We start from the raw sequence: 23,841 nt of genomic DNA, 5'->3' as shown, positions 1-23,841 counted from the left end.
GTCTTCCGGGTAAACAACCTGTGAAGAGGGCTCGCCAATGCGTTTCCACCGTCCTTACATAGTATGGACTTGGGCGGCCGCAACTGGCAACATGCCGCAATATGAAGTTCGGAATATGGTAAAGAGGCGCGATGCAACAGGAAACCGGTCAAACGCCTGACTTCGAGGTGCGCGAGCCGGCGATCCAGGCCATCCCCTTCGTTTTCAATTCACCCCACAGCGGTCGTAACTATCCGAAATCCTTTCTGGCGCAGTCGCGGCTCGATGCCCACACCATTCGCCGATCGGAGGATCATTTCGTCGATGAGCTTTATGCCAGCGCGCCTTCCATCGGCGCGCCGCTGCTTCTTGCCCATTTTCCACGCGCCTATCTGGATGTGAACCGCGAACCCTATGAGCTTGATCCGCGCATGTTCGACGGCGCCTTGCCGCCGCATGCCAACACGGCTTCGCTCCGGGTTGCCGGCGGTCTCGGCACCGTACCGCGCATCGTGGCCGAGAATCTCGATATCTATCCCGGGCGCCTGCCCGTGCAAGAGGCGATCTCCCGGGTGGAGGCGATCTACAAGCCCTATCATGCCTGCCTGCGGCGGCTGATTTCGCGCACCCACAGCCGCTTCGGATTCTGTGTGCTGATCGACTGCCATTCCATGCCGGGCACGACGCGGCTGGCGGGTTCCAGCCTGCGTCCGGACTTCATCGTCGGTGACCGGTTCGGGGCGAGCGCATCCTCCGCGCTTTCGGATGCCGCCATCGGTGCGCTGGAAGATCTCGGCTTCCGGGTGGTGCGCAACAAGCCTTACGCGGGCGGTTTCATTACCGAGCATTACGGACGGCCGCGGCGCGGCCTGCACGCGCTGCAGATCGAGGTCAACCGCGCGCTCTACATCGATGAAGTCACGCTGCAGAAGCGGCCGGATTTCTCTGTCATGGAATCCCTCATCGCCACCTTCATGCGGCGCATGGCCGAATTCACCGAAAACCTCTCCGTGGAAACCTCGCTCGCCGCCGAGTGAAGGCCGTCTTTCAAGCCGCGTTGCTCCGGCTTCAACGGGCGAATTGCGGGCAAAAAAAACCGCGCTCGGGGCGCGGCTGAGTCTAGGGAGGAAACACCCAAGGAGGGTATTCTGCAGTCAGCGGACTGCGAGGTCAAAGCTATGCCCGAGGGGGTGAACTGTCAAGGCTGCTGACGTAATTTGTGCTTTTTATTTCAGCATGTGCAAAATATGTGCATTTTTTCGTTCTTTGCTCCATATATGGGCGTTGACTGCTCAAAACCGCTGCGTTTCTCGGGGGATAGGCACGGGCCGCGAATTGGGGTAAGTGCTGAGCCTGTGCTGGTGCAGTGCCGCCTGACGGGCAATGGCTTGCCCGCGCAACGATGTTCTGTCCTTTCCGTATCCCTTTCCCTTGAGGTCTTTCATGCTTCCTGATCGCGCCTTTTTTGACCGGCTGGCGGATGTTGCCAGCGCAGAGACGCTGCCGCGCTTTCGCGCAGGCATTGATGTCGTCAACAAGCAGGCCGGCGGTTTCGATCCCGTGACCGAGGGGGACCGGGCCGCCGAGACGGCGATCCGCACGCTGATCGAGGCCAGTTTTCCCGAGCACGGTATTCTGGGCGAGGAGCATGCCAGCGTCGGCCTTGATCGTGACCGTATCTGGGTCATCGATCCGATCGACGGCACGCGCGCCTTCATTTCCGGGTTGCCGACCTGGGGCACGCTGATCGGTCTTTACGAAAAGGGCCGGGCGAAGATGGGCCTCATCGATCAGCCCTTCACCCGCGAACGCTATTTCGCTGATGGAACGAAGACGTTCTATCGCGGTCCCGATGGCGAACGGGTCCTCAAGGTGCGTGATTGCGGTGATCTTTCCAATGCTACGCTGTTCACCACTTCGCCGCATATTTTCGAAGGTGTGGAGGCCGATCTTTATCGCTCGGTGGAGGCAAAGGTGCGGCTCTTCCGTTACGGTGTCGATTGCTACGCCTATGCGTTGCTGGCCGCCGGCCATATCGATCTCGTGGTGGAAAGCGGGCTGAAGCCCTACGATGTCGGCGGCCTCATTCCGGTTGTCGAGCAGGCGGGCGGCATCATGACCTCATGGACGGGCGGGCGTGCGGAAATGGGCGGCACGGTGGTCGCTGCCGGCAGCAAGGCCGTTCACGAACAGGTTCTGCGTCTCCTCAATCCGTGAGGGGCTCGGTCTTTTCCGGCAGGAAGGCGAGGATCGCCGCGAGCGCCTGGGCGCGATAGCGATCCTGTTCCATCAGGAGTTCATGGCGCGCGCCGGGGATCGGGATCAGCCGCCCGGCGCGGAAGCGCCTTGCCAGACCTTCCATGGCGGTGAAGGGCACCACGCCATCCAACGCCGGTGCGAGGATGAGGGTGGGGATGGTGATCCCGGTCAGATGTTCCGGCCTGAGGACGCGGGTCATTGCCTTGCGGATCTCGTTCAGCCAGCGGGCCGTCGGCGGGCCGATGCCGAGATCGCTGTGGGTTTCACGCAGGCGGCTGAAGTCTCCGAAGCGCGTCGGGCAGGAGGTCAGCGGATTGCCGTCGAAGGGCATGGCGCCGCGTTCCTTGCCAAGCGGTTTTTCACCGAGGCCGAAGGTGCTGAAAAAGGCGGCGACGGAAAAGGCAAGCCGGGGCGAAACCGGCAGACCGGACAATCCCACCAGCGGCGCGCTCACCACCATGCGGGAAATGCGTGCGCCAAGCCGGGGCGCGAGCGACAGGGCAATCAGGCCGCCAAGCGAATGGGCGAGAATGTGGATCGGCTGCGCCGCCGCCGGTTCGACGATCGCCGACAGAAAGTGATCGACATCGGCGAGATAATCCCGGAAATGGCGGACGTGGCCGGCCCGCGGATTCCTGCCAAGGCGACCGGAGAGCGCCTGTCCGCGCAAATCGAAGGTGGCGACGACGAAACCCGCCGCCGTCAGATCACGGATCGTTTCCAGATACTTCTCGATGCACTCGTTTCGCCCCTGCACGATGACGACCGTGCCGCGCGGAGTTGCATGGTCCGGCCGGAAGATGGCGTAGCGCAATCGAATGCCGTCGTGCCCCTCGAAAAAGCCGAGGGTCTTTTCGCCCCCGAAGGTGAGGTGCTCGGGCGACAGGGCGTAGAGGGGAGCGTCCATGGTCAGACTTTCCGAATGCATCGTTTGGCTGCAGCCTAGCGCAGATCCTTTAAGAGCCAATGCAAATATGGCGGAAAAAATGCCGGTTCGCGAGCGCGCTTGGAGGGCCACGTCGCAGAACCGGCAGAAAATGGACTGATAAGGGGGACGAATACCTTCAGTCTCGGGCAGTCGGGCCCGATGCTGCTGTTGTAGCCGGGTGAGACTGAACGGTGCCCGAACCCTCCATTCACGCGGCGTTCACCTGTCCGGCAACCCTTGAAAGCCCGGTTTCGTCCTCCCATTTATGGCATGTGGACGCCGCGAGTGCGGGTCTGCACTTCTACTCGGCTCCGCCATCGCAGGGGAGCCCTCAAACGCCAGGTCGCTTCAAGGAGGACACCATGCGCCACGTCGATTTTTCACCGCTTTACCGTTCCACGATCGGCTTCGATCGCCTGTTCAACATGCTGGACGGGTTTACCACGCCTGAGCAGACCCAGACCTATCCGCCCTACAATATCGAGCGCACGGGCGAAAATGCCTATCGCATCACCATGGCCGTTGCCGGCTTCGATGACCGCGAATTGTCCATCGAGGCGCATGCGCAGACGTTGACCATCAAGGGCGAAAAGATCGAAGACGAAGCAGCAGCCGAAACCGAATATCTCTATCGCGGCATTGCCAAGCGCACCTTCGAGCGCCGCTTCCAGCTTGCCGATCATGTGGAGGTGAAGGCCGCCTCGCTGAGAAACGGCCTCCTGCATATCGATCTTCTTCGCTCCATTCCCGAGGCCATGAAGCCGCGACGGATCGCGATTACCGCCGATGCCGCCCAGCAGGCGAAGACCATCGAGACTCACGTCGCCTGAGAAGGCCCATTTCCCCAAGACTGGCCCCTCCAACCGGAGGGGCTTTTTTGTGTCAGGCGGTTGCCGTGGCCGCGACGGCCTTGGCGCGCGCGGCATAACGTTGGGCAATGACGGCGCAAGCCATAAGCTGGATCTGGTGGAAAAGCATCAGCGGCAGAACGATGGCGCCGATGTTCTGTCCGGCAAAGATAGCGTTGGCCATGGGCACGCCGCTTGCCAGGCTTTTTTTTGAACCGCAGAAGGTGATGGCGATCTCGTCTTCCTTCGAAAAGCCCAGCGCCCGACTGCCGAACATCGAGATTGAAAGCGCAATCGCCAGCAGCACGATATTGATCACAACGATCACGCCAAGGTCGCGCAGCGAGAAACTGTGCCACAGGCCCTCGATCACCGCCTCCGAGAAGGCGAGATAGACCACCATCAGGATGGAGCCCCGGTCAACCGGGTTGAGCAGCTTTTTTCGATCGCGGATCCATTTGCCGATCCATGGCTCCAGAAGCTGGCCGGCAATGAAGGGCACGAGCAGTTGCAGCACGATCTTCTCAATGGCGTCGAGCGAAAAGCCGGCGTTGCCATTCGCCTGCATCATCAGGCCCACAAGCAGGGGCGTGATGAACATGCCGAGGATGGAGGAGGCGGAGGCGGCGACAACCGCAGCCGAAACATTGCCGCCGGCCATGGAGGTGAAGGCGATGGAGGACTGTACCGTCGAGGGCAGGATGCAGAGATAGAGAATGCCGGCATAAAGTTGCGGCGAGAGGATATCCGTCGGAATGAAACCGATGGCGAGGCCGAGCAGCGGAAACACGCCGAAGGTCATGGCGAGGATCGTCAGGTGCAGCCGCCAGTGCAGGAGGCCGGCCAGCGCTACGGAGCGTGACAGGCGGGCGCCATGCAGGAAGAACAGGAGACCGATGGCGATGTTGGTGGCAATGGCGAACCAATGCGCGGGCTCGCCGCTGATCGGCAGCAGGCTGGCGGTCAGAACGGTCGCAATCAGCATCAGGGTGAACTGGTCGGGCATGAAGCGCTTCATGGCGGAGCTCCTTGAATTTCGGGCGCACTCATGCTTCATCATGAAGCTCAATGCAAACACTAACAGTTATCATGAAGCGCGATGCTTAATCTTCAACAGTTGCAAAGCTTTCTCACATTGCAGCAAACCGGCAGCTTCACCCTGGCGGCGGAAAGGCTGGGTGTCGGGCAGTCCACTGTCAGCCAGCACATCCAGCGGTTGGAAAAGACACTCGGCAAGCAACTCATAGAGCGCAATACGCATAAGGTGGGGTTGACGGCGGAGGGAGAGGCGCTGATCGGTTATGCGCGCGGCATGCTGGAAATCGATGGCAAGGTCATGGCGCTGTTCGATGAGGGCCGTTTGCGAGGACGCTTGCGCTTCGGCATCTCCGAGGATGTTGTTGCGAACCGGCTGAGCGATATTCTGGAGCAGTTCACCCGGTTGCATCCGTTGGTCGATCTGGAACTGACGGTGGCGCTCAGCGCCACGCTCTACCAGATGCAGGCGGCGGGCGATCTCGATATCGTGCTGGCCAAGCGCCGGCTCGGCGAGCGACACGGCGTTGCGCTCTATCGGGAGCCGCTGGTGTGGCTGGCGCGCGATCCCGAACGCTTTGCGGCATCCAGCGAGCCGTTACCGCTGATCGCCTTTCCACCGCCCAGCCTGACGCGCAAGATTGCGCAGGAAACACTCGACAGCAACGGTATCGCCTGGCGCATCGTCTGCACCTGCGGCAGCCTGACAGGGCTGACCGCGGCGGCGCGGGCGGGCATGGGCGTTCTCGTTCAACCACGCAGCATGGCGCCATCCGGCCTGCGGGAAGTGGTCGGCGGCCATCTGCCGCCGCTTGAGGAGGTGGAATTCGTGCTGGTGCCGAGCCGGGGTGCGGACCGGGCCTTGATAGAGGCGCTTTCCAAGGAAATTCGTACCCGAATCCTGCCATCCTCGATCGGCGATTGATCAACCCGAGCAGATGGCGAGGAAGGCGTCCACGTCGTCCTTTGTGGAGGCGAAGGAGGTAACGAGGCGGATCAGCGTTTCGCCGTCATCCAGCAGGTCGGGCGTTTCGCGCGGCACCTCCCAGCGATAGAAGCGCGCACCGGCGGCTTCGGCGGCGGCGGCCCGCTCTTCCGGCAGGATGGCGAAGACTTCGTTCGCTTCGGCAGCCCAGGCAAGGCGGGCGCTGTTCAGGCTGCCTAGACCGGCGGCCAGCCGCTCGGCCATGGCATTGGCGTTCTTGGCCATGGAGAGCCACAGATCGTCCTTCAGATAAGCATCGAGCTGGGCGGAGATGAAGCGGGTCTTGGAAAAGAGCTGGGCCGAGCGCTTGCGCAGGAAGGCCATGTCGGCGGCGAGATCGCGATTGAAGAAAACGATGGCTTCCGCGCACCAGCAGCCGTTCTTCGTGCCACCGAAAGACAGCATGTCCACGCCACGCTTCCACGTCATTTCCGCCGGCGTTACACCCAGCCGTACGAGCGCGTTGGCAAAGCGGGCGCCATCCATATGCAGTGGCAGATCGTGGGCCTTGGCGATGGCGGAAATGGCCGCGATTTCCTCCAGGGAATAAACGGTGCCGACCTCCGTGGATTGGGTCAGCGTTACTGCCGTCGCCCGCCCCTGATGAACCGCCTGCGATGGAAAACGCGCGATGGCGGCTTCCAGGGCTTTCGGGTTCATGCGGCCATTGGCGCCGGGAACGGTGTGCAGGCGGTTGCCGCTTGTCAGGAATTCGGGTGCGCCGCACTCGTCGGCGGTCACATGCGCCTCCGAATGGCAGAAGATGACGCCGCCGGGGCGGCCGACGCTGGCAAGCGCCAGCGAATTGGCGGCGGTGCCGGTGGCCACGAAGAAGACGGAGACATCACGCTCGAACACTTCGGAAAAACGGGCCTCCACCTGCTTGTCGAGATCGCTGACGCCGTAGGGCGCGGCGAAGCCGGCGGCTTCCTCGACCAGTCGTGCTGCAATGGCGGGATGAGCGCCGGCCCAGTTGTCGGAGGCGAAATACATGGCGGTACCACTTCTGAAAATCTTGGCTGCGTGCGGAAATTGCGGGCGTTTGCCGCACGCAATTCGTAGCGGGGCAGAGCGGCGAGCGTCAACTGCAAAGGATGATCCCGTTTCGGACATATCGGCCAGGGTAATGTTCTGCTTGATATATCGGCTGGCGTGAAATTTTATGTCGCCACTCTCGCGAACGTCGAAATTTTTCGATGAAAGCTGAACTCTATTTTTGCAGTGCGGTCTTGTCATAAGTCGGTATTTCTGTCATAGGGAATGAGAATTAGGACAGAATGACTGTCCTAATTATTGAATTCGAGATCGCGCTGGGCGGGAGAAATCTCTGGTCTGGCCGATTTTTTACGCTAAGCTCCGGGCGCGGGGCATGGCGACAAGCGGTAAGGTTCGCATGCGGCCCCTTCGGCCGGCCTTCAAGGAGATTAGGCGATGACGAAGTTCCATCCTGTCGCAACTGAAACGGGCGTGCCGGTCGCCGGCGCTGAAATCTCCGCCGGGGCGAAAAACTGTCCCACCGGATTGCCGGAAGCGCAGGGCCTTTACGATCCGAAGAATGAACACGACGCCTGCGGCGTTGGCTTCATCGCCCATATGAAGGGCCAGAAGTCGCACCAGATCGTCAAGGACGGTCTTTTCATCCTCGAAAACCTGACGCATCGCGGTGCTGTCGGCGCAGACCCGTTGATGGGTGATGGCGCGGGCATTCTCGTGCAGATCCCCGACCGTTTCTTCCGCGAGGAAATGGCTGCGCAGGGCGTCGTGCTGCCGAAGGCTGGCGAATATGCTGTCGGTCACTTCTTCATGCCGCGTAACGACGCACAGATCGCTCACTTCAAGGATGTGATCGCGACCGTCGTGGCCGAGGAAGGTCAGACGCTGCTCGGCTTCCGCGATGTGCCGGTCGACAATTCCTCGCTCTCCAAGGCGCCGGATATCGCCGCCACCGAACCGCACCATGTTCAGGTCTTCATCGGCGCCGGCAAGGATGCCGCGACGACGCTCGATTTCGAACGCAAGCTGTTCCTGATCCGCAAGGTCATCTCCAACCGTATCTATGATGCGGCCGGCGGCAAGGAAAACCAGAACTTCTATCCCGTCTCGCTGTCGTCCTCGACCATCGTCTACAAGGGCATGTTCCTGGCCTATCAGGTCGGCGCCTATTACAAGGACCTTGCGGACCCGCGTTTCGAGTCGGCCGTGGCGCTCGTCCACCAGCGCTTCTCGACCAACACCTTCCCGTCGTGGAAGCTGGCGCACCCCTATCGCATGGTTGCCCATAACGGCGAAATCAACACGCTGCGCGGCAACGTCAACTGGATGGCGGCGCGTCAGGCTTCGGTGTCCTCGCCGCTGTTCGGCTCCGACATTTCCAAGCTGTGGCCGATCTCCTATGAGGGTCAGTCGGACACCGCCTGCTTCGACAACGCGCTGGAATTCCTGCTGCGCGGCGGCTACTCCATGGCGCATGCCGTGATGATGCTCATTCCGGAAGCCTGGGCCGGCAACCAGCTCATGGGTGCCGAACGCAAGGCGTTCTACGAGTATCATGCCGCCCTGATGGAGCCGTGGGACGGCCCCGCCGCCGTCTGCTTCACCGATGGCAAGCAGATCGGCGCGACGCTCGACCGTAACGGCCTGCGTCCGGCCCGCTATCTCGTCACCGACGACGACCGCATCATTCTGGCCTCCGAAGCCGGCACGCTGCCGGTGGATGAAGAGCGGATCGTCAAGAAGTGGCGCCTCCAGCCGGGCAAGATGCTGCTCATCGACATGGAAAAGGGCCGCATCGTCTCCGACGAGGAGATCAAGGGCGAACTCGCCGGCCGCCACCCCTATCGCGAGTGGCTGGATCGCACCCAGCTCATTCTGGAAGAACTGAAGCCGGTGGAACCGCGCGCGCTGCGTCGTGACGTTTCGCTGCTCGACCGCCAGCAGGCCTTCGGCTACTCCAAGGAAGACACCAAGCTTCTGATGTCGCCCATGGCCACCACCGGTCAGGAAGCCATCGGCTCGATGGGTACGGACACCCCGATCTCGGCCATGTCGTCGAAGTCGAAGCTGCTCTATACCTACTTCAAGCAGAACTTTGCGCAGGTCACCAACCCGCCGATCGACCCGATCCGCGAAGAACTGGTGATGAGCCTCGTGTCGTTCATCGGCCCGCGCCCGAACATTCTCGACCACGAGGGCGCCTCGCACGCCAAGCGTCTGGAAGTGCGTCAGCCGATCCTGACCAATGGCGATCTGGAAAAGATCCGCTCCATCGGCCACACGGAAGACCGTTTCGACACCAAGACGCTTGACTTCACCTATGACGCAGAGCGTGGCGCTGAAGGCATGCCGGAAATTCTGGAACGCCTGTGCGAACGTGCCGAAGCGGCGGTGAAGGGCGGCTACAACATCATCGTTCTCTCCGACCGCCAGATGGGGCCGGATCGCATCGCGATCCCGGCGCTGCTGGCAACCGCTGCCGTGCACCATCACCTGATCCGCAAGGGTCTGCGCACCTCGGTCGGTCTCGTGGTGGAATCCGGTGAGCCGCGCGAAGTGCACCACTTCGCGTGCCTTGCCGGCTACGGCGCGGAAGCGATCAACCCCTATCTCGCCTTCGACACGCTGCTCGACCTGCACAAGCACGGTGAATATCCGAAGGAAGTGTCTGAAGACGAAGTGGTCTACCGCTTCATCAAGGCCGTCGGAAAGGGTCTGCTCAAGGTCATGTCCAAGATGGGCATCTCGACCTACCAGTCCTATTGCGGCGCGCAGATCTTCGACGCCATCGGCCTGTCGTCGGAAGTCGTGGAGCAGTATTTCTTCGGCACGGCGACCACCATCGAAGGCGTTGGCCTCAAGGAAATCGCCGAGGAAACCGTTCGTCGCCATACCGCGGCTTTCGGCAAGGACCCTGTTCTGGCCTCGACGCTCGAAGTGGGCGGCGAATATGCCTACCGCATGCGCGGCGAAAGCCACGCCTGGACGCCGGATGCGGTGGCCGAGCTTCAGCACGCCGTGCGCGGCAACAGCCAGGATCGCTATCGCGAATTCGCGAAGATGATCAACGAGAGCACGCTGCGCATGAACGCCATTCGCGGCCTGTTCCGGGTCAAGACGGCGGAAGAGATCGGCCGCAAGCCGGTTGCGCTCGATGAAGTCGAGCCGGCTGCCGAGATCGTCAAGCGTTTCGCCACCGGCGCCATGTCCTTCGGCTCGATCAGCCGTGAGGCGCATACGACGCTTGCCGTCGCCATGAACCGCATCGGCGGCAAGTCGAACACCGGTGAGGGCGGCGAGGAAGCCGAACGCTACTACCCGCTGCTCGACGGTTCGCCGAACCCCGAACGTTCCGCCATCAAGCAGGTGGCCTCCGGCCGCTTCGGTGTGACCACCGAATATCTGGTCAATGCCGACATGCTGCAGATCAAGGTCGCGCAGGGCGCCAAGCCCGGCGAAGGCGGCCAGTTGCCCGGCCACAAGGTCGATGCGACGATTGCCAAGACCCGTCACTCCACGCCGGGCGTCGGCCTTATCTCGCCGCCGCCGCACCACGACATCTATTCGATCGAAGACCTGGCCCAGCTCATCTACGATCTGAAGAACGTCAACCCGACCTCCGATATTTCCGTGAAGCTCGTTTCGGAAGTGGGCGTGGGCACGGTTGCCGCCGGTGTCGCCAAGGCGCGTGCCGACCATATCACCATTGCCGGCTTCGACGGCGGCACGGGCGCCTCGCCGCTGACCTCGGTCAAGCATGCCGGTTCGCCTTGGGAAATCGGCCTGGCCGAAACCCAGCAGACGCTGGTGCTGAACGGACTGCGTTCGCGCGTCGCCCTTCAGGTCGATGGCGGTCTGAAGACTGGTCGCGACGTCATCATCGGGGCGCTGCTCGGGGCCGACGAGTTCGGCTTCGCCACCGCGCCGCTGATTGCCGCCGGCTGCATCATGATGCGCAAGTGCCACCTGAACACCTGCCCGGTTGGCGTTGCCACCCAGGACCCGGTCCTGCGCAAGCGCTTCAAGGGTACGCCGGAGCATGTCATCAACTACTTCTTCTTCGTTGCGGAAGAAGTGCGCGAAATCCTTGCTTCGCTCGGCGTCCGCAAGCTCGATGAAATCATCGGTGCTTCGGAACTGCTGGTGAAGGAAGCCGCAATCGAGCACTGGAAGGCTCAGGGTCTCGACTTCTCGAAGATCTTCCACAAGGTGGAGGCTCCGAAGGAGAAGACCTACTGGACCGAGCGCCAGCACCACCCGATCGAGGACGTTCTCGACCGCAAGCTGATCGAAAAGGCAACGCCTTCGATCGAAAGCAAGGAGCCGGTCGTCATCGACGTGGCCATCAAGAACGTCGACCGTTCGGCGGGCGCCATGTTGTCGGGCGCTGTTGCCAAGCGCTGGGGCCAGAAGGGCCTCAAGGACGATACGATCCATGTGACGCTGCGCGGTACGGCGGGCCAGTCCTTCGGTGCGTTCCTGATGCGCGGCGTGACCTTCGACCTGATTGGCGACGGTAACGACTATGTCGGCAAGGGGCTTTCGGGCGGCCGCATCATCGTCCGTCCGCCGGAAAACACCCGGATCGTGGCGGAAGAGTCAATCATCGTCGGCAACACCGTGCTTTACGGCGCGATCTCCGGCGAGTGCTACTTCCGCGGTGTCGCCGGCGAGCGCTTCGCTGTCCGCAACTCCGGTGCGGTGGCCGTTGTCGAAGGCGTGGGCGACCATGGCTGCGAATACATGACGGGCGGCATCGTCGTCGTTCTCGGCAAGACCGGCCGCAACTTTGCAGCGGGCATGTCGGGCGGCGTGGCCTATGTCCTGGACGAAAGCGGCGATTTCGCCAAGCGCTGCAACATGGCGATGGTCGAACTCGAGCCGGTTCCGGAAGAGGACGACATGCTGGAAAAGCTGCACCATCACGGCGGCGACATCATGCACAAGGGGCGTGTGGACGTTTCCGAGGATATGACGCGCCACGATGAGGAGCGCCTCTATCAGCTCGTCTCGAACCATCTTCACTACACGGGTTCGCTGCGTGCCAAGGAAATCCTCGACCGCTGGAGCGACTTCCGTCCGAAGTTCCGCAAGGTCATGCCGGTCGAGTACCGCCGCGCGCTTGAGGACATGGAGCGCATGAAGATGGGTGTCGCTGCCGAATGAGGCGGAGCGCCATCATCCGTCACCGGGTGATGGCGGTGATGATCGCGGTCGCCGTGCCGGCGGCTGCGGCCATCGTGAACGGTCAACTTGACGTGGAATTCATCGTGCTGGGGGCGCTGACAGGCTTCGCCTACTGGTACTGGGGGCCGACATGGCCACCTCTATGATCTGAGGAACGAAAATGGGTAAGGTTACAGGTTTTCTGGAAATCGACCGGCAGGTGGCAAAGTATCAGCCCGCCTCCGACCGTATCCGCCATTTCCGCGAATTCACCATTCCGATGTCGGACGCCGAGGTGCAGAAGCAATCGGCGCGTTGCATGGATTGCGGCATTCCCTATTGCCACGGCCCGACCGGCTGTCCCGTGCACAACCAGATCCCGGACTGGAACGATCTGGTGTATAGCGGCAACTGGGAAGAGGCGATCCGCAACCTGCATTCGACCAACAACTTCCCGGAATTCACCGGCCGTGTTTGTCCGGCACCCTGCGAGGAAGCCTGCACGCTGAACCTCGAAGACGCGCCGGTCGCCATCAAGACGGTGGAACAGGCGATTGCCGACAAGGCCTATGAACTCGGCTTCATCGTGCCGCAGCCGGCGACGGTCCACACCGGCAAGAAGGTCGCCATCATCGGGTCCGGCCCGTCCGGTCTTGCGGCTGCCCAGCAGCTTGGCCGCTCGGGTCATGAGGTTCACGTCTATGAGCGCGAATCCAAGGCCGGCGGCCTGCTGCGCTACGGTATTCCGGACTTCAAGATGGAGAAGAACTTCATCGATCGTCGCGTCGAGCAGATCCGCGGCGAAGGCGTCACTTTCCACTACGGCGTCAATGTCGGCGTGGACGTGAAGATGGAAACGCTGCTTTCCGAATACGACGCCGTTCTTTACTGCGGCGGCTCCGAAACGCCGCGCCCGGCCGGCATCGGCGGTGCGGACCTGCACGGCGTCTATGATGCCATGCCCTATCTGGTGCAGCAGAACCGCCGCGTCGGTCGCGAAAACATTGACAGCGTCGGCTGGCCGTCCGATCCGATCCTCGCCGGCGGCAAGCATGTCGTCGTCGTGGGCGGTGGGGATACCGCGTCCGACTGCGTCGGTACGGCGTTCCGTCAGGGCGCGGTTAAGGTCACGCAGCTCGACATCCGCCCTATGCCGCCGGAAAAGGAAGACAAGCTCGCTGTCTGGCCCTACTGGGCCACGAAGATGCGCACCTCCTCCTCGCAGGCCGAAGGTGCGGTGCGCGAGTTCCAGGTGGCAACGCTTGAGTTCGTGGGCGAAGACGGTCAGTTGACCGGCGTGAAGTGCTGCCAGGTGGACGAGAAGCGCAAGCCGATCGCCGGCACCGAGTTCATCATCAAGGCCGATCTCGCCTTCATCGCCATCGGCTTCTCCGGCCCGTTCACGGATAGCGTGCTGAAGGATCTCGAAGGCAAGCTGAAGCTTAACACCGACCGTCGCGGCTCGACCAATGTCGTTGCCAACACCGAGGATTACAAGACTTCGGTGGACAAGCTGTGGTCGGCAGGTGATGTGCGTCGCGGCCAGTCGCTGGTCGTCTGGGCCATCCGCGAAGGCCGTCAGGCCGCCCGCGCCATCGACGAGGCTCTGATGGGGGCTTCGGTTCTGCCGCGCTGATTGATGATCGCAGAATTGAGAAAACGGGCCGTTCGCGGCCCGTTTTCCGTTTCAGGCGCGGGCGCGGTTCTCGCGTGTCAGGGTGTGAAGCGGGCATTGTCCGCCCGGCCAGCGGGCGCGGGGGCGATCTCGCCATGCTCGACCAGCAGATCGCGCGGTGAAAGCGCGGATTGCCTGGAAGCGGGACGGGTGCCGAGCAATTCATCGCCGCCATCGAGCGCCGGATCGGTGATGGATACGGGCATGGTGTTTGCGGGCAGGTCACGGTTGGCGGGTGCCGGTGTGCCGAGGCCGGGCAGGTCTTTCGTTTCCAGGCGCAGCCCTTCCGCGGTCATTGGTGCGGCATCGCCGCCGAGAAGATCCTTGATCGGTTTTTCCAGATAGAAGGCAAGCTTGCGCTTGCCGGCCTTGCTGAGGCCGATGCCATCCGTGCCGCGCAGGCGGGCGGGCTTGCCATTGATGTCCGAACCCGTGGTGACGAATTTGCCGGCCTCATCGGCAAAACCGTCCCATATGTCGATGAAGTCGCCGCCCGCCTGTTCCGCCGCCTTGCGCAGCAACAGGTTCAGCTTGACGGCGTCGGCGCTCATGGACGGGGACTGGAAGGGCGGCAGCCCCACCCACAGCAGTGGTATCTTGCGCCCTTCGACGAGGGTGGCAAGGGCCGCACTGCGACGGCCATATTCGGCAAACCATTCGTCGGAGCCGAACTTTCGCGTCCCATCGGGAAGGTCGATCTGCTGGCGGTCATTGGCGCCAAGCAGGACGACGACGGCGGACGGCTTCACTTCATCGAGCATCCCCGGCAGTTCCTGCCGCCAATTATAGAAATCCTCGCGGACAAGGCCGGAGGAACCGCTTTGCCTTGTGGTGATCACCACGCCGGGCGCGTTGGCGAAAGCCTCCATCAGCCCGTCGCCAAGGCCGTTGGCGAGAAAGTCTCCGACGACCAGGACGGTCCGGGCATTTGCTCGCTTTTCCACGGGCGCATCGGCTATCACAGGGGCGGGAGTGGTTGCCGCAGCCGGTTTGGCGGGCTTGCGCGGGCGCTGATTGCGCTGCACCGGCGGGGGCGGCGGCGGATAGGTCGACCACGCCGGCGCCTCGGTTTTCTTGCCGAACAGCATGTCGAGCAGGGTCTTCCGCTCCTGCGCCCCGGCAGTCAATGGTATGGCGAGCATCAGGGCGACGGCCAGCGAAACGACAATCCTTGCGGTGCGCCTGACCCGAAGAAGGGCGCCACCGATGTCGATCCTGTCCAGCGGAAGCCTCATGCCCGCCTTCTCCGTTGTTAACGACGCAGTCTCTCCAGAAGCTGCAGCGAGGGTTCTCCGTCCGCCGGCAGGCCAAGGCGCGATTGGATCGTGGAAATGGCCGCCTTCGAGCCGGAACCGAAGTTACCATCGACCTCGCCATTATAATAGCCGAGCGCCTTCATGCGAGTCTGGAGTTCGAACTTGTCCTTCATGTCCATGGAGCCCGCCGGACGGGGCCAGCGCTGCTGCATGCCCCCGTGACCGGCGATCTCATCGGCCAGAAGGCCGACCGCCAGCGCATAGGAATCGGAGGCATTGTAGTTCTTGATGACGAAGAAGTTTTTCATCATCAGGAAGCCCGGACCGTTCGGCCCGCCCATCATCTTGAGCTGCGCGCGTTCGTCGCCACGCGGGAACGGCTTGCCGCTGGGGCGAACGAGGCCAAGGGCCGCCCATTCGCTGAGTGTCTTCGTCTTGCCGGCAAACCTGGCCGCGGATGCGGGAACAACGGTCTCATAGCCCCAGGTCTTGCCGCCCTGCCAGCCGTTTTTCGAAAGCAGGTTTGCCGCCGTCGCCAGGGCGTCGGGCACCGAATGCCAGATGTCGCGCTTGCCATCACCGTCGGCATCATAGGCGTAAAGCAGGTAGCTGGTGGGGATGAACTGGGTGTGGCCCATGGCGCCTGCCCACGAACCCGTCAGGTTCCGGAGCGAGATATCGCCCGACTGGAGGATTTTCAGCGCGGCGATGAGCTGCTTCTGGGCATAGTTCGACCGTTTGGGATCGGCATAAGCGAGCGTCGCGAGCGCACGCGGCACGCTGTGCAGCCGTTCCGGGTTTTCCAGAACGGAACCGTAATTCGATTCCATCGACCAGATGGCGAGGATGACGTAGCGGTTGACGTTGAAGCGCTTCTCGATGCCAGCCAGCAGGCGGCTGTATTCCGCGGCCATCTTGCGGCCATTGGCAACCGTGTGCGGATTGACCCGGCTGTCGAGATAGTCCCAGACCTTCGTTGTGAATTCAGGCTGGTAGGTTGCCTTGCGCAGCACTTCCGGATCGGGCTCGCTGACCCCTGCGAAAGCGGTGTTATATGTCTTCTGGGTGATGCCTGCCTTTGCGGCGACCGGCTGAAAATTGTTGATCCATGCCTGGAAATTGCGATCAGCCAGCGCGGGCAGCGGTGCCAGGACCATGGCGGCAGCGATTATCAGGCTTTTCAGGCCAAATCTTGCGGTTCCGGTCATCTGCTTCGTGTCCGTTACTCTTGCGTTCATTTTCGGCGCGATATGAATCACACCGGTGAATGCTTAGACTTAACGCGTTACGGTCAACAAATTCTTTACCAAGGCTTGAACTGACCCATGGTCTTTGCAAAAAAGTAGTAACTTGCCCCTATCGAGGGGATGACGCAGAAATGAACCTGTTCTGCACTGGAGGCATTCGTGGCAGTTAGCAAAAAGATCCGTAAAGCCGTATTTCCTGTTGCCGGTCTCGGCACCCGTTTCCTGCCAGCCACTAAGGCTGTTCCGAAGGAAATGATGACCGTCGTCGACAAGCCAGTGCTCCAGTATGTCGTTGAAGAGGCCCTTGAGGCCGGAATCGAACACCTCATTTTCGTGACCGGTCGCGGAAAGAGTGTAATCGAAGACTACTTCGACATCAATTTCGAGCTTGAAGCCACTCTGAGCGAACGCAACAAGAAGGTCGAACTCAAGCTGCTCGCCGATATCCTGCCGGCTGCCGGCACCACCAGTTTCACCCGCCAGCAGGCACCGCTCGGCCTTGGTCACGCGGTCTGGTGCGCCCGCGACATCGTCGGCGACGAGCCTTTCGCGGTTCTGCTGCCCGACATGATCATGAAGGGTGAGAAGGGTTGCCTGGCCGGCATGGTCGATCTCTACGAGAAGTCCGGCGGCAACGTGATCGCCGTGGAAGAGTGCGATCCGGAACTGGCCCACAAATACGGTATCGTCGGCATCGGCGACAAGGTCGGTAACGGCTTCAAGATTACGGAGATGGTTGAAAAGCCTGCCAAGGGTACGGCACCTTCCAATCTCTACATCAATGGCCGCTACATTCTGCAGCCGGAAATCTTCGATATTCTTTCCACGCAGGAGCGTGGTGCGGGCAATGAAATCCAACTCACCGACGCCATGCTGACGCTGGCCAAGGGGCAGGACTTCGCGGCGTTCCCGTTTGCGGGCAAGACCTACGATACCGGTGCGAAGGACGGCTTCATCATGGCCAATCTCGCCTTCGCCCTGGAGCGCGATGATATCCGTCCGCTGGTTGAAGCCCAGATCAAGGACCTCGTCGGCAAGCTTTGAGCACCGGCAATGACTGAAAACGAAAAGCCCGCGATCCGATGATCGCGGGCTTTTTTGCGTCGGCAGAAGCTTGGGAGGATCAGCGTCGCAGTGTCAGGCCGACGCCGGCGGTCAAGTCGCTGGAGCGGCTGCCGTCATCGCGTCTGGTCCATTCGTAATCGACCGTACCGTTCAGTTCGAGGTAGCGGTTGATCTTGTAGGTCATGCCGGCGCCGACTTCGTAGGTCGTGGCATTGGCGATCAGGCTGCCGGAGGGATAACGCCGCCAGGTCGTGGCGCCGGAAAGGCGAGCGACGAGATCGGCGCGCAGTTCGTGGGCCACTTCGCTGTTGAAACGATAGACGACGCCGCCGCTTTCGCCGGGCGCGGTCGAATCCTCGACGGAGGTGGAAAGGCCTGCGGTGACATCGGTTCCGCGCTGGGGCGACCAGGTGGCCTTGCCGTCCAGCGTCAATGCGCCGATGGATGTCAGGCGGGCGTCGTCATAGGAGACATTTTCGTAACCGACGCCAAGTTCGCCGCGCAGTTTTTCGCCGAGATCGAGTTCCAGGCCTGAACGCAGGGCATAGCTGGAAGAGGAGCGACGGTAACCGTCAAAATCCGTCTCGCGGTCATAGATGGTCTTGCCGACCGAGGCTTGAAGATAGGGTATAAGCGCCGGTGAAAGCTCATAACCGATGCGCCCGCGCAGCGTTGCGGTATTGCGATCGCGGTCGGACAGATCGAGCTTCGAGCCGTTGGAAAGCGTCACGTCGGAATAGGTGGTGCGGTCGACATCGAGGCCGATGAGGCCGCGAATGCGCCCGAGATCACGCTGTACGGAGGCACCGCCGCGCAAGGTCATGACATCGGACTGTGCGCTGGCGCCGCTGACGGCGTTCGGATCGGTATTATCCTCACGGCCGAGTTCATAACCGCCGGTGATGTGGGCGATGGTATCGTTGGACAGATCAAGCCGCAGATCGCCATCGATCTTCGCGCCGGGGTCTGTGGCAATGTCGCCGCTGATGTTCTTTTGCCAGAGGCCTTCGCCGACAATGCTGAGTTCGTGACGCGACCAGTCGGAGGTCATCGTACCGCGAATGCCGGTTTCCACGAAGCTGCGCTTGTCCGTCTCACTGCCGCTTGTCGTCTTCTGGCTCTTGAGGCTGGTGGTCAGCGACGGCTTGAGAACGAAGCTGCCGAAGCGGATGCCCGTCGCCTCGCCATCGTCGCGGTTGGCGGAACCCGCGCCATCGGCCGGTCCTTCTGGGGCGTTGACCCGGCCTTCGACGGTGCTGTCGGCCTGCCCCAGACGGCCGGAGCCGTTGTCAGAGGCAAAGGCTGGCGGGGCGGCGACGTCCGGGGTGCTGCCGGTGTCCGGGGATTGGGCAAAGGATTGTGCGCCCGGCGCAAGCGTTGCGCTGCACGCGAGAACGGCCAGCGCGAATCGCTTCTGGCGCGCACGACCCGGTGCTTTAAGGGGCGGAGAGGGCATGGATGACACGGGTCCTGACAGGCTCGAAATTGCTTACCCAAACGTAAACCCATGTGGTTAACGTTTGGTTTCGAACCGGCGTTTCCGGTGTCAGAAGGGTTCCACCGTCAGGTCGCGGCCGTGGCCGGCGGCAATGCGGATGCGAGTGCCAGCGGGAAGGTCCGGGCCGTTGACGGGCCACCACGTATCGTCGAGGCGTATGCGGCCGCGACCTTCGCGGATCGGCTCCTCAAGGGTGGCCGTGCGGCCGACAAGACTTGCCACGCGCTGGTTGAGGTGCGGTTCGTCGCTATCGGCGCCGCGCCCGCGCATGATCTTGCGACCGATGAGCGTAAAGACGACAGAAAAGGCGGCGAAGACAAGCGATTGCACCTGCCAGACCCAGAAACCCGCATCCCAGAACAGAAGCGAAAGGACGCCGGTGGTGAGCGCACCGAGACCGATCCAGACGAGGAAAACGCCGGGTGCGACGAGTTCGGCGGCCAAAAGCACCATGCCGGCCACCCACCAGCTCCACGGCCCGAGTTCTGCGGCGATCCGGGCCAGCATCTTATTCTCCCTGCTGGGTGAAGGGATTGACGGCGGGCGTCGAGCGCGGAGCGGAGGCACGCGCGGCCGGTGCGGCGTCTGCACCGAACACTTCGCGGGCAATCGCGCCGATACCGCCGAGCGAACCCACAAGCGCCGAGGCTTCCATGGGCATCAGCACGATCTTGGAATTGCCGGCGGTGCCGATGGCGGCGAGCGCTTCGGTATATTTCTGCGCCACGAAATAATTGACAGCCTGCACATTGCCGCCGGCGATGGCATCGGAAACGAGGCGGGTGGCCTTGGCTTCGGCTTCTGCCAGACGTTCGCGGGCTTCGGCCTCGCGATAGGCGGCTTCGCGCTGGCCTTCGGCCTGAAGGATGGCGGATTGTTTTGCGCCTTCGGCCCTCAGAATCTGGGCGTTGCGGAAACCTTCGGCCTCCAGAACCTGGGCACGCTTTTCGCGCTCGGCCTTCATCTGGCGGGCCATCGCATCAACCAGATCGGCGGGCGGCTGGATGTCCTTGATCTCGACGCGCGTGACCTTGATGCCCCAGGGGCCGACGGCTTCATCCACGACGCGCAGCAGGCGTTCATTGATCTGGTCGCGGTTGGAAAGAAGTTCATCGAGGTCCATCGAACCCATGACCGAACGGATGTTGGTCATGGTGAGGTTGAGAATCGCTTCCTGAAGATTGGCGACCTGATAGGCCGCCTGTGCGGCATTCAGAACCTGATAGAAGGCCACGGCATCAGCGGAGACGCTGGCATTGTCGCGGGTGATGACCTCCTGCGTCGGCACTTCCAGCACCTGCTCCATCACGTTCAGCTTGGCGCCGATGCGCTCGATGAAGGGGATGATGAGGTTCAGGCCCGGCTCCAGCGTGCGGGTGTAGCGCCCGAAACGCTCGATCGTGTAGCGAAAACCCTGCGGCACGGTCTTGATGCCGGCAAAGAGGACGAGGATGACCAGACCGACGAGCGTCAGGACCGATATGTCGAAGCCGTTGAATTCCATAGCATCCTCCCTTTGGCGGATGGCGTTCATGCCACCATTTTTTTGAATGAACCGCGCAGGCAGCGCGATTCGTTCGCGTGTTGGTCGCAGTCTATCACACCCAACCCTGCAATTCGCGCCTGACGACAGTCTCCAGCACACGCATGCCGGCTGGCGTATCGTTCAGGCAGGGAATGTGGGCGAATTTTTCGCCGCCATTGTGCAGGAAGATCTCGCCCGCTTCACCGGCGATTTCCTCAAGGGTTTCGAGACAATCCGAAACGAAGCCGGGATTGATGATGGCAAGCTTCTTGACGCCGGTCTTCGCCAGTTCCTCCACCGTCTTGTCGGTGTAGGGCTGGAGCCACTCCTCCGGCCCGAAGCGGGACTGGAAGGTCAGTTGCAGCTTTTCCTTCGACCAGCCGAGTTTTTCGCGCAGCAGGCGGGCCGTCTTGTGGCACTGGCAGTGATAGGGGTCGCCACCCTTGAAATAGGATTGGGGAATGCCGTGGAAGGAGGTGAGCAGCACTTCCGGCTCCCAGTCGAGCGTGGCAAGCTTGGCCTGAATGGAGTTGGCGAGCGCCTCGATATAGGCGGGGTCATCGTGATAGGGCGGTACGGTGCGCAATGCCGGTTGCCAGCGCATCTGGAGCAGCGCCTTGAAAGCTTCGTCATTCACGGTCGCAGTCGTCGGTGCCGAATATTGCGGGTAAAGCGGGAAGACCAGGATTTTCTCGCAGCCTGCGTCCTTCAGCTCGTTCATCTTCGACTGGATCGAAGGCTTGCCGTAGCGCATGGCCCAATCGACCGTCACGTTCGGCAGATCCTTCAGCGCCGCGCCGAGGAGATCGGACTGGTTGCGCGTATAGGTCAGCAGGAAGCTTTCGTTTTTCTCGTGGTTCCAGATTTCCTCATAGGCCTTGCCGACCTTCTGCGGCCGCTTGGAGAGCACGATAAGCTGGAGGATCGGCTGCCAGAACAGGTGCGACCATTCGATGACGCGCTTGTCGGAAAGGAATTCCGAGAGATAGCGGCGCATGGACCAGTAATCCGTGCCCTCCGGCGTGCCGAGATTGACGAGCAGGACGCCGACGCGGCCAAACTTGACCGGGGGGTGGTCACTCGGAAGGGGAGAGGGCATCGTGGTCATCGGACGGGCTTCCATTTCTCTATTCAGGCATTTTCGGAGCATAACGCCTGAAGCTGTGCTCCGGATTGCCGGGGCGGGCGCTACCTTGCTTTTTTAAGCATTTTAAAAAGAAAGGCCGGCCCGGGAAACCCCGGACCGGCCTTTTTAACATGAGACATAGTGTCTTATTTTGCCGGGATTTCCAGTTCCGTGCCAACCGTCAGCAGGTTCGGCTTCTTCAGGCTGTTGGCCTTGGCGATCTTCTTCCACAGACCACCATCGCCATAGGCGGTTTCGGCGATCTTCCACAGCGATTCACCCTTTACGACGATGTGCTTCGCGGAGGCGGCAGCCACCGGAGCAGGTGTCGCAGCCGGGGCCGTGGCGGCGGGTGCAGGGGTTGCAGCGGGCGCAGGCGCGGCGGCCGGCGCAGGGGCGGCTTCCTTGGCCGGGGCCACATAACCAGCCGGTGTCGCATCGGTGATGCGGCCATCGAGCGCCGGCTTGTAGGGCGAGTTTGCCGTGATATAGGCAGCAACCGCATCTTCAAGGCTCGGGCCGAAGTCATAGGCGTTTACGCCCTTGGTGGCGAAGACCTTGTAGCCGTCGCCGCCGGAGCGCATGTAGTTGTTGGACACGACGCCGTAGAGCTTTTCCGGGTCGAGCGGCTTGAAAGCGCCGCCTTCCTTGACCTCGACGGAGACGACGCGGCTGCCGGCCGGCTTCGAACGGTCGAAGGAATATTTCAGACCGGCAACCTGCGGGAAGCGTCCGGCGGCTTCCTCGATCTGGCTGAGACCGTTTTCAAGAGCGGCGACCACATCCGAACCCTTGAGCTGGAAGGTGGCGATGGAGTTCTGGAAGGGCAGTACGGTCAGCACTTCGCCCATCGTTACCGTGCCTTCATCGATGGAGGCGCGGAGACCGCCGCCGTTCTGGATGGCGAGCACGATGCCCTGATCCTTCACGCGGTCGAGCAGCGCATCGGAAACAAGGTTGCCCATGGTGCATTCGCGGGCGCGGCAATTGTCGCGCGTGCCGTCGATGGTGGCGGTTGTCGCGCCGATTTCCTTCTTGCGCAGTTCTTCCAGCGGCTTGCCGAGTTCGGCGACGCGGGCCTCATAGGCGGCATCGGGCGTGACGGAGGAATCGAGCAGTTGCGGCGCACCGGCGGCGGTCTTGACGACGCCAGCGTCATCGAAGGTCACCTTCAGGTCACCGAGATATTTGGAATAGGCATAGGAGGTGACGATCGGCACCTCAACGCCGCTCGGCCCCTTCACCAGCGTCGGATAGGGACCGGCGGCCTTCGGATCGGTGGAGGAAAGGTAGGTGTGGCTGTGGCCGCCGACGATCACGTCGATGCCGTCCACGGCCTTGGCGATTTCCTGGTCGCGCAGATAGCCGACATGGGAGAGCAGCACGATCTTGTTGACGCCGGCGTCGGTGATCTCCTTCACGGCTTCCTTGAGGTAGGAAATCTCGTCGGCGAACAGGATGCTGTCGCCCGGCGAGGACGTTTCATCGGTATCTGTTGCGAGAACGGAGACGACGGCAACCTTCTGGCCACCGAGATCCTTGACGATATAGCCCTTGAACTTGTTGGCGACGGGGCTGTCGAGACCGGCCAGCGTGTTGCCGGAAATCATCGGGAACTTGAGCGCGTCGATGAACTTGGCGAGTTCCTGCGGACCGTCATCGAATTCGTGATTGCCGATGGCCATGGCGTCGAAACCGATGCCGTTCATGAATTCCGCAATCGGCGCGCTCTTGTAGCTGGTGTAGTAGAGCGAGCCCTGGAACTGGTCACCGGCATCGAGCACGAGAATGTTACCGCCGGAAAGCGCCGCGCGGCGGGCATCGATGGCAGCCTTCACGCGGGCGATGCCGCCGAAGCATTCGTTCTTGTCCTTCTCGGCGGTGGAGCAGGTCGAATCGAACTTGTTGATCGGCTCGATGCGCGAGTGCAGATCGTTGATGTGAAGAATGTTCAGCTCGTAATCGGCAAGCGCGGCGCCCGCGGAAAGGCCGAGCGCGGAAACGCCGATAAGCGCGAATTTGGTGATCCTGTGCATCCTGTTCTCCTGTTCGTGACGCCGCGCTGGCCGCGATCGTGCTTATTGTCGATCCCGGCGGTCAACGCCTGATACCGGGAGGATGTTTCACCGCCGTGACGGGCAGAGACGAAAATCAATCGCCTTTAGGAAGCGGCATGGTTCCATTTAGGGCGCTGGATCGCAAGAGGGAAGGTCCGACATTTTTTGATCGGGCGGACAAAATCCACGGGGCAGACCA

18 protein-coding genes are annotated in these 23,841 nt (G+C 61.9%); 8 read left to right on the top strand and 10 right to left on the bottom strand.

The genetic code is table 11. From position 1 onward, the window contains the following. Positions 1–131 precede the first annotated feature (131 nt). Together GGQ66_RS03105 and hisN are read left to right on the top strand one after the other, a co-directional pair. Positions 132–1,016, top strand: a complete 885-nt coding sequence (locus tag GGQ66_RS03105) for an N-formylglutamate amidohydrolase (protein ID WP_183789295.1) — start codon at positions 132–134, stop codon at positions 1,014–1,016. Positions 1,017–1,422: 406 nt separating this feature from the next. Further along, positions 1,423–2,196, top strand: a complete 774-nt coding sequence (gene hisN / locus GGQ66_RS03100) for a histidinol-phosphatase (protein WP_183789293.1) — start codon at positions 1,423–1,425, stop codon at positions 2,194–2,196. On the opposite strand, the gene GGQ66_RS03095 is transcribed toward hisN, so the two are convergent. Then, positions 2,186–3,145 (bottom strand): alpha/beta fold hydrolase, encoded by a 960-nt coding sequence (locus GGQ66_RS03095; RefSeq protein WP_183789291.1) that lies wholly within the window; start codon positions 3,143–3,145, stop codon positions 2,186–2,188. The genes hisN and GGQ66_RS03095 overlap by 11 nt on opposite strands. Positions 3,146–3,528: 383 nt before the next feature. Here GGQ66_RS03095 and GGQ66_RS03090 point away from each other — a divergent pair, with 383 nt between their 5' ends. After that, the gene (locus GGQ66_RS03090) at positions 3,529–3,996 is read left to right on the top strand and encodes an Hsp20 family protein (protein WP_183789289.1); all 468 of its coding nucleotides are present in this window, start codon (positions 3,529–3,531) and stop codon (positions 3,994–3,996) included. A 52-nt stretch (positions 3,997–4,048) separates the two neighbouring features. On the opposite strand, the gene GGQ66_RS03085 is transcribed toward GGQ66_RS03090, so the two are convergent. After that, a complete protein-coding gene (locus GGQ66_RS03085) occupies positions 4,049–5,032 on the bottom strand; it encodes a bile acid:sodium symporter family protein (RefSeq protein WP_183789287.1) in 984 nt (327 codons plus the stop codon). 81 nt (positions 5,033–5,113) lie between these two features. Between GGQ66_RS03085 and GGQ66_RS03080 the strand changes: the two genes are divergently transcribed. Then, positions 5,114–5,974, top strand: coding sequence for a LysR family transcriptional regulator (locus GGQ66_RS03080; protein ID WP_183789285.1), 861 nt, complete (start codon positions 5,114–5,116; stop codon positions 5,972–5,974). Here GGQ66_RS03080 and GGQ66_RS03075 read toward each other — a convergent pair whose 3' ends face one another. Next, positions 5,975–7,027 carry a threonine aldolase family protein gene (locus GGQ66_RS03075; protein ID WP_183789283.1) on the bottom strand — a complete coding sequence of 351 codons (1,053 nt, stop codon included), beginning with the start codon at positions 7,025–7,027 and terminating at the stop codon, positions 5,975–5,977. It abuts the gene before it with no gap. Positions 7,028–7,465: 438 nt separating this feature from the next. On the opposite strand from GGQ66_RS03075, the gene gltB reads away from it, so the two are divergent. Genes gltB through GGQ66_RS03060 form a run of 3 tightly spaced genes read left to right on the top strand, consistent with a single transcriptional unit; the run spans position 7,466 to position 13,829 of the window. Continuing rightward, a complete protein-coding gene (gene gltB, locus GGQ66_RS03070; RefSeq protein WP_183789281.1) occupies positions 7,466–12,193 on the top strand; it encodes a glutamate synthase large subunit in 4,728 nt (1,575 codons plus the stop codon). Next, a complete protein-coding gene (locus tag GGQ66_RS03065; protein WP_183789669.1) occupies positions 12,190–12,360 on the top strand; it encodes a hypothetical protein in 171 nt (56 codons plus the stop codon). The genes gltB and GGQ66_RS03065 overlap by 4 nt, the downstream gene beginning before the upstream one ends. Before the next feature lie 14 nt (positions 12,361–12,374). Beyond that, positions 12,375–13,829: a glutamate synthase subunit beta gene (locus GGQ66_RS03060; RefSeq protein WP_183789279.1), complete on the top strand. Its 1,455-nt coding sequence runs from the start codon at positions 12,375–12,377 to the stop codon at positions 13,827–13,829. A gap of 77 nt (positions 13,830–13,906) precedes the next feature. Here GGQ66_RS03060 and GGQ66_RS03055 read toward each other — a convergent pair whose 3' ends face one another. After that, entirely contained in the window at positions 13,907–15,103 is a 1,197-nt protein-coding gene (locus GGQ66_RS03055; protein WP_183789277.1) for an SGNH/GDSL hydrolase family protein, read from the bottom strand. Positions 15,104–15,120: 17 nt separating this feature from the next. Next, positions 15,121–16,332, bottom strand: coding sequence for a lytic murein transglycosylase (locus tag GGQ66_RS03050; protein WP_183789275.1), 1,212 nt, complete (start codon positions 16,330–16,332; stop codon positions 15,121–15,123). Between the two features lie 198 nt (positions 16,333–16,530). Here GGQ66_RS03050 and galU point away from each other — a divergent pair, with 198 nt between their 5' ends. Beyond that, positions 16,531–17,415, top strand: coding sequence for a UTP--glucose-1-phosphate uridylyltransferase GalU (gene galU, locus GGQ66_RS03045; RefSeq protein ID WP_183789273.1), 885 nt, complete (start codon positions 16,531–16,533; stop codon positions 17,413–17,415). Positions 17,416–17,494: 79 nt separating this feature from the next. Here the strand turns inward: galU and GGQ66_RS03040 are convergent, their stop codons facing one another. The 5 genes from GGQ66_RS03040 to GGQ66_RS03020 form a co-directional block, all read right to left on the bottom strand. Further along, positions 17,495–18,892, bottom strand: a complete 1,398-nt coding sequence (locus GGQ66_RS03040) for an outer membrane beta-barrel protein (protein WP_183789271.1) — start codon at positions 18,890–18,892, stop codon at positions 17,495–17,497. A 90-nt stretch (positions 18,893–18,982) separates the two neighbouring features. Next, entirely contained in the window at positions 18,983–19,441 is a 459-nt protein-coding gene (locus tag GGQ66_RS03035; protein WP_183789269.1) for an NfeD family protein, read from the bottom strand. Between the two features lies 1 nt (position 19,442). Further along, on the bottom strand, positions 19,443–20,438 hold the full coding sequence (locus tag GGQ66_RS03030; protein WP_183789267.1) for an SPFH domain-containing protein: 996 nt from the start codon (positions 20,436–20,438) through the stop codon (positions 19,443–19,445). Positions 20,439–20,532: 94 nt separating this feature from the next. Continuing rightward, positions 20,533–21,567: a ferrochelatase gene (gene hemH / locus GGQ66_RS03025; RefSeq protein ID WP_183789265.1), complete on the bottom strand. Its 1,035-nt coding sequence runs from the start codon at positions 21,565–21,567 to the stop codon at positions 20,533–20,535. A gap of 164 nt (positions 21,568–21,731) precedes the next feature. After that, positions 21,732–23,621, bottom strand: coding sequence for a 5'-nucleotidase C-terminal domain-containing protein (locus GGQ66_RS03020; protein WP_183789263.1), 1,890 nt, complete (start codon positions 23,619–23,621; stop codon positions 21,732–21,734). Positions 23,622–23,841: the final 220 nt, after the last annotated feature.

It is taken from the genome of Allorhizobium borbori (genome assembly GCF_014196535.1).
Lineage (GTDB): Bacteria > Pseudomonadota > Alphaproteobacteria > Rhizobiales > Rhizobiaceae > Ectorhizobium > Ectorhizobium borbori.
Note: the sequence above shows the minus strand (reverse complement) of the source record. Positions and strands in the feature narration are given on the sequence as shown.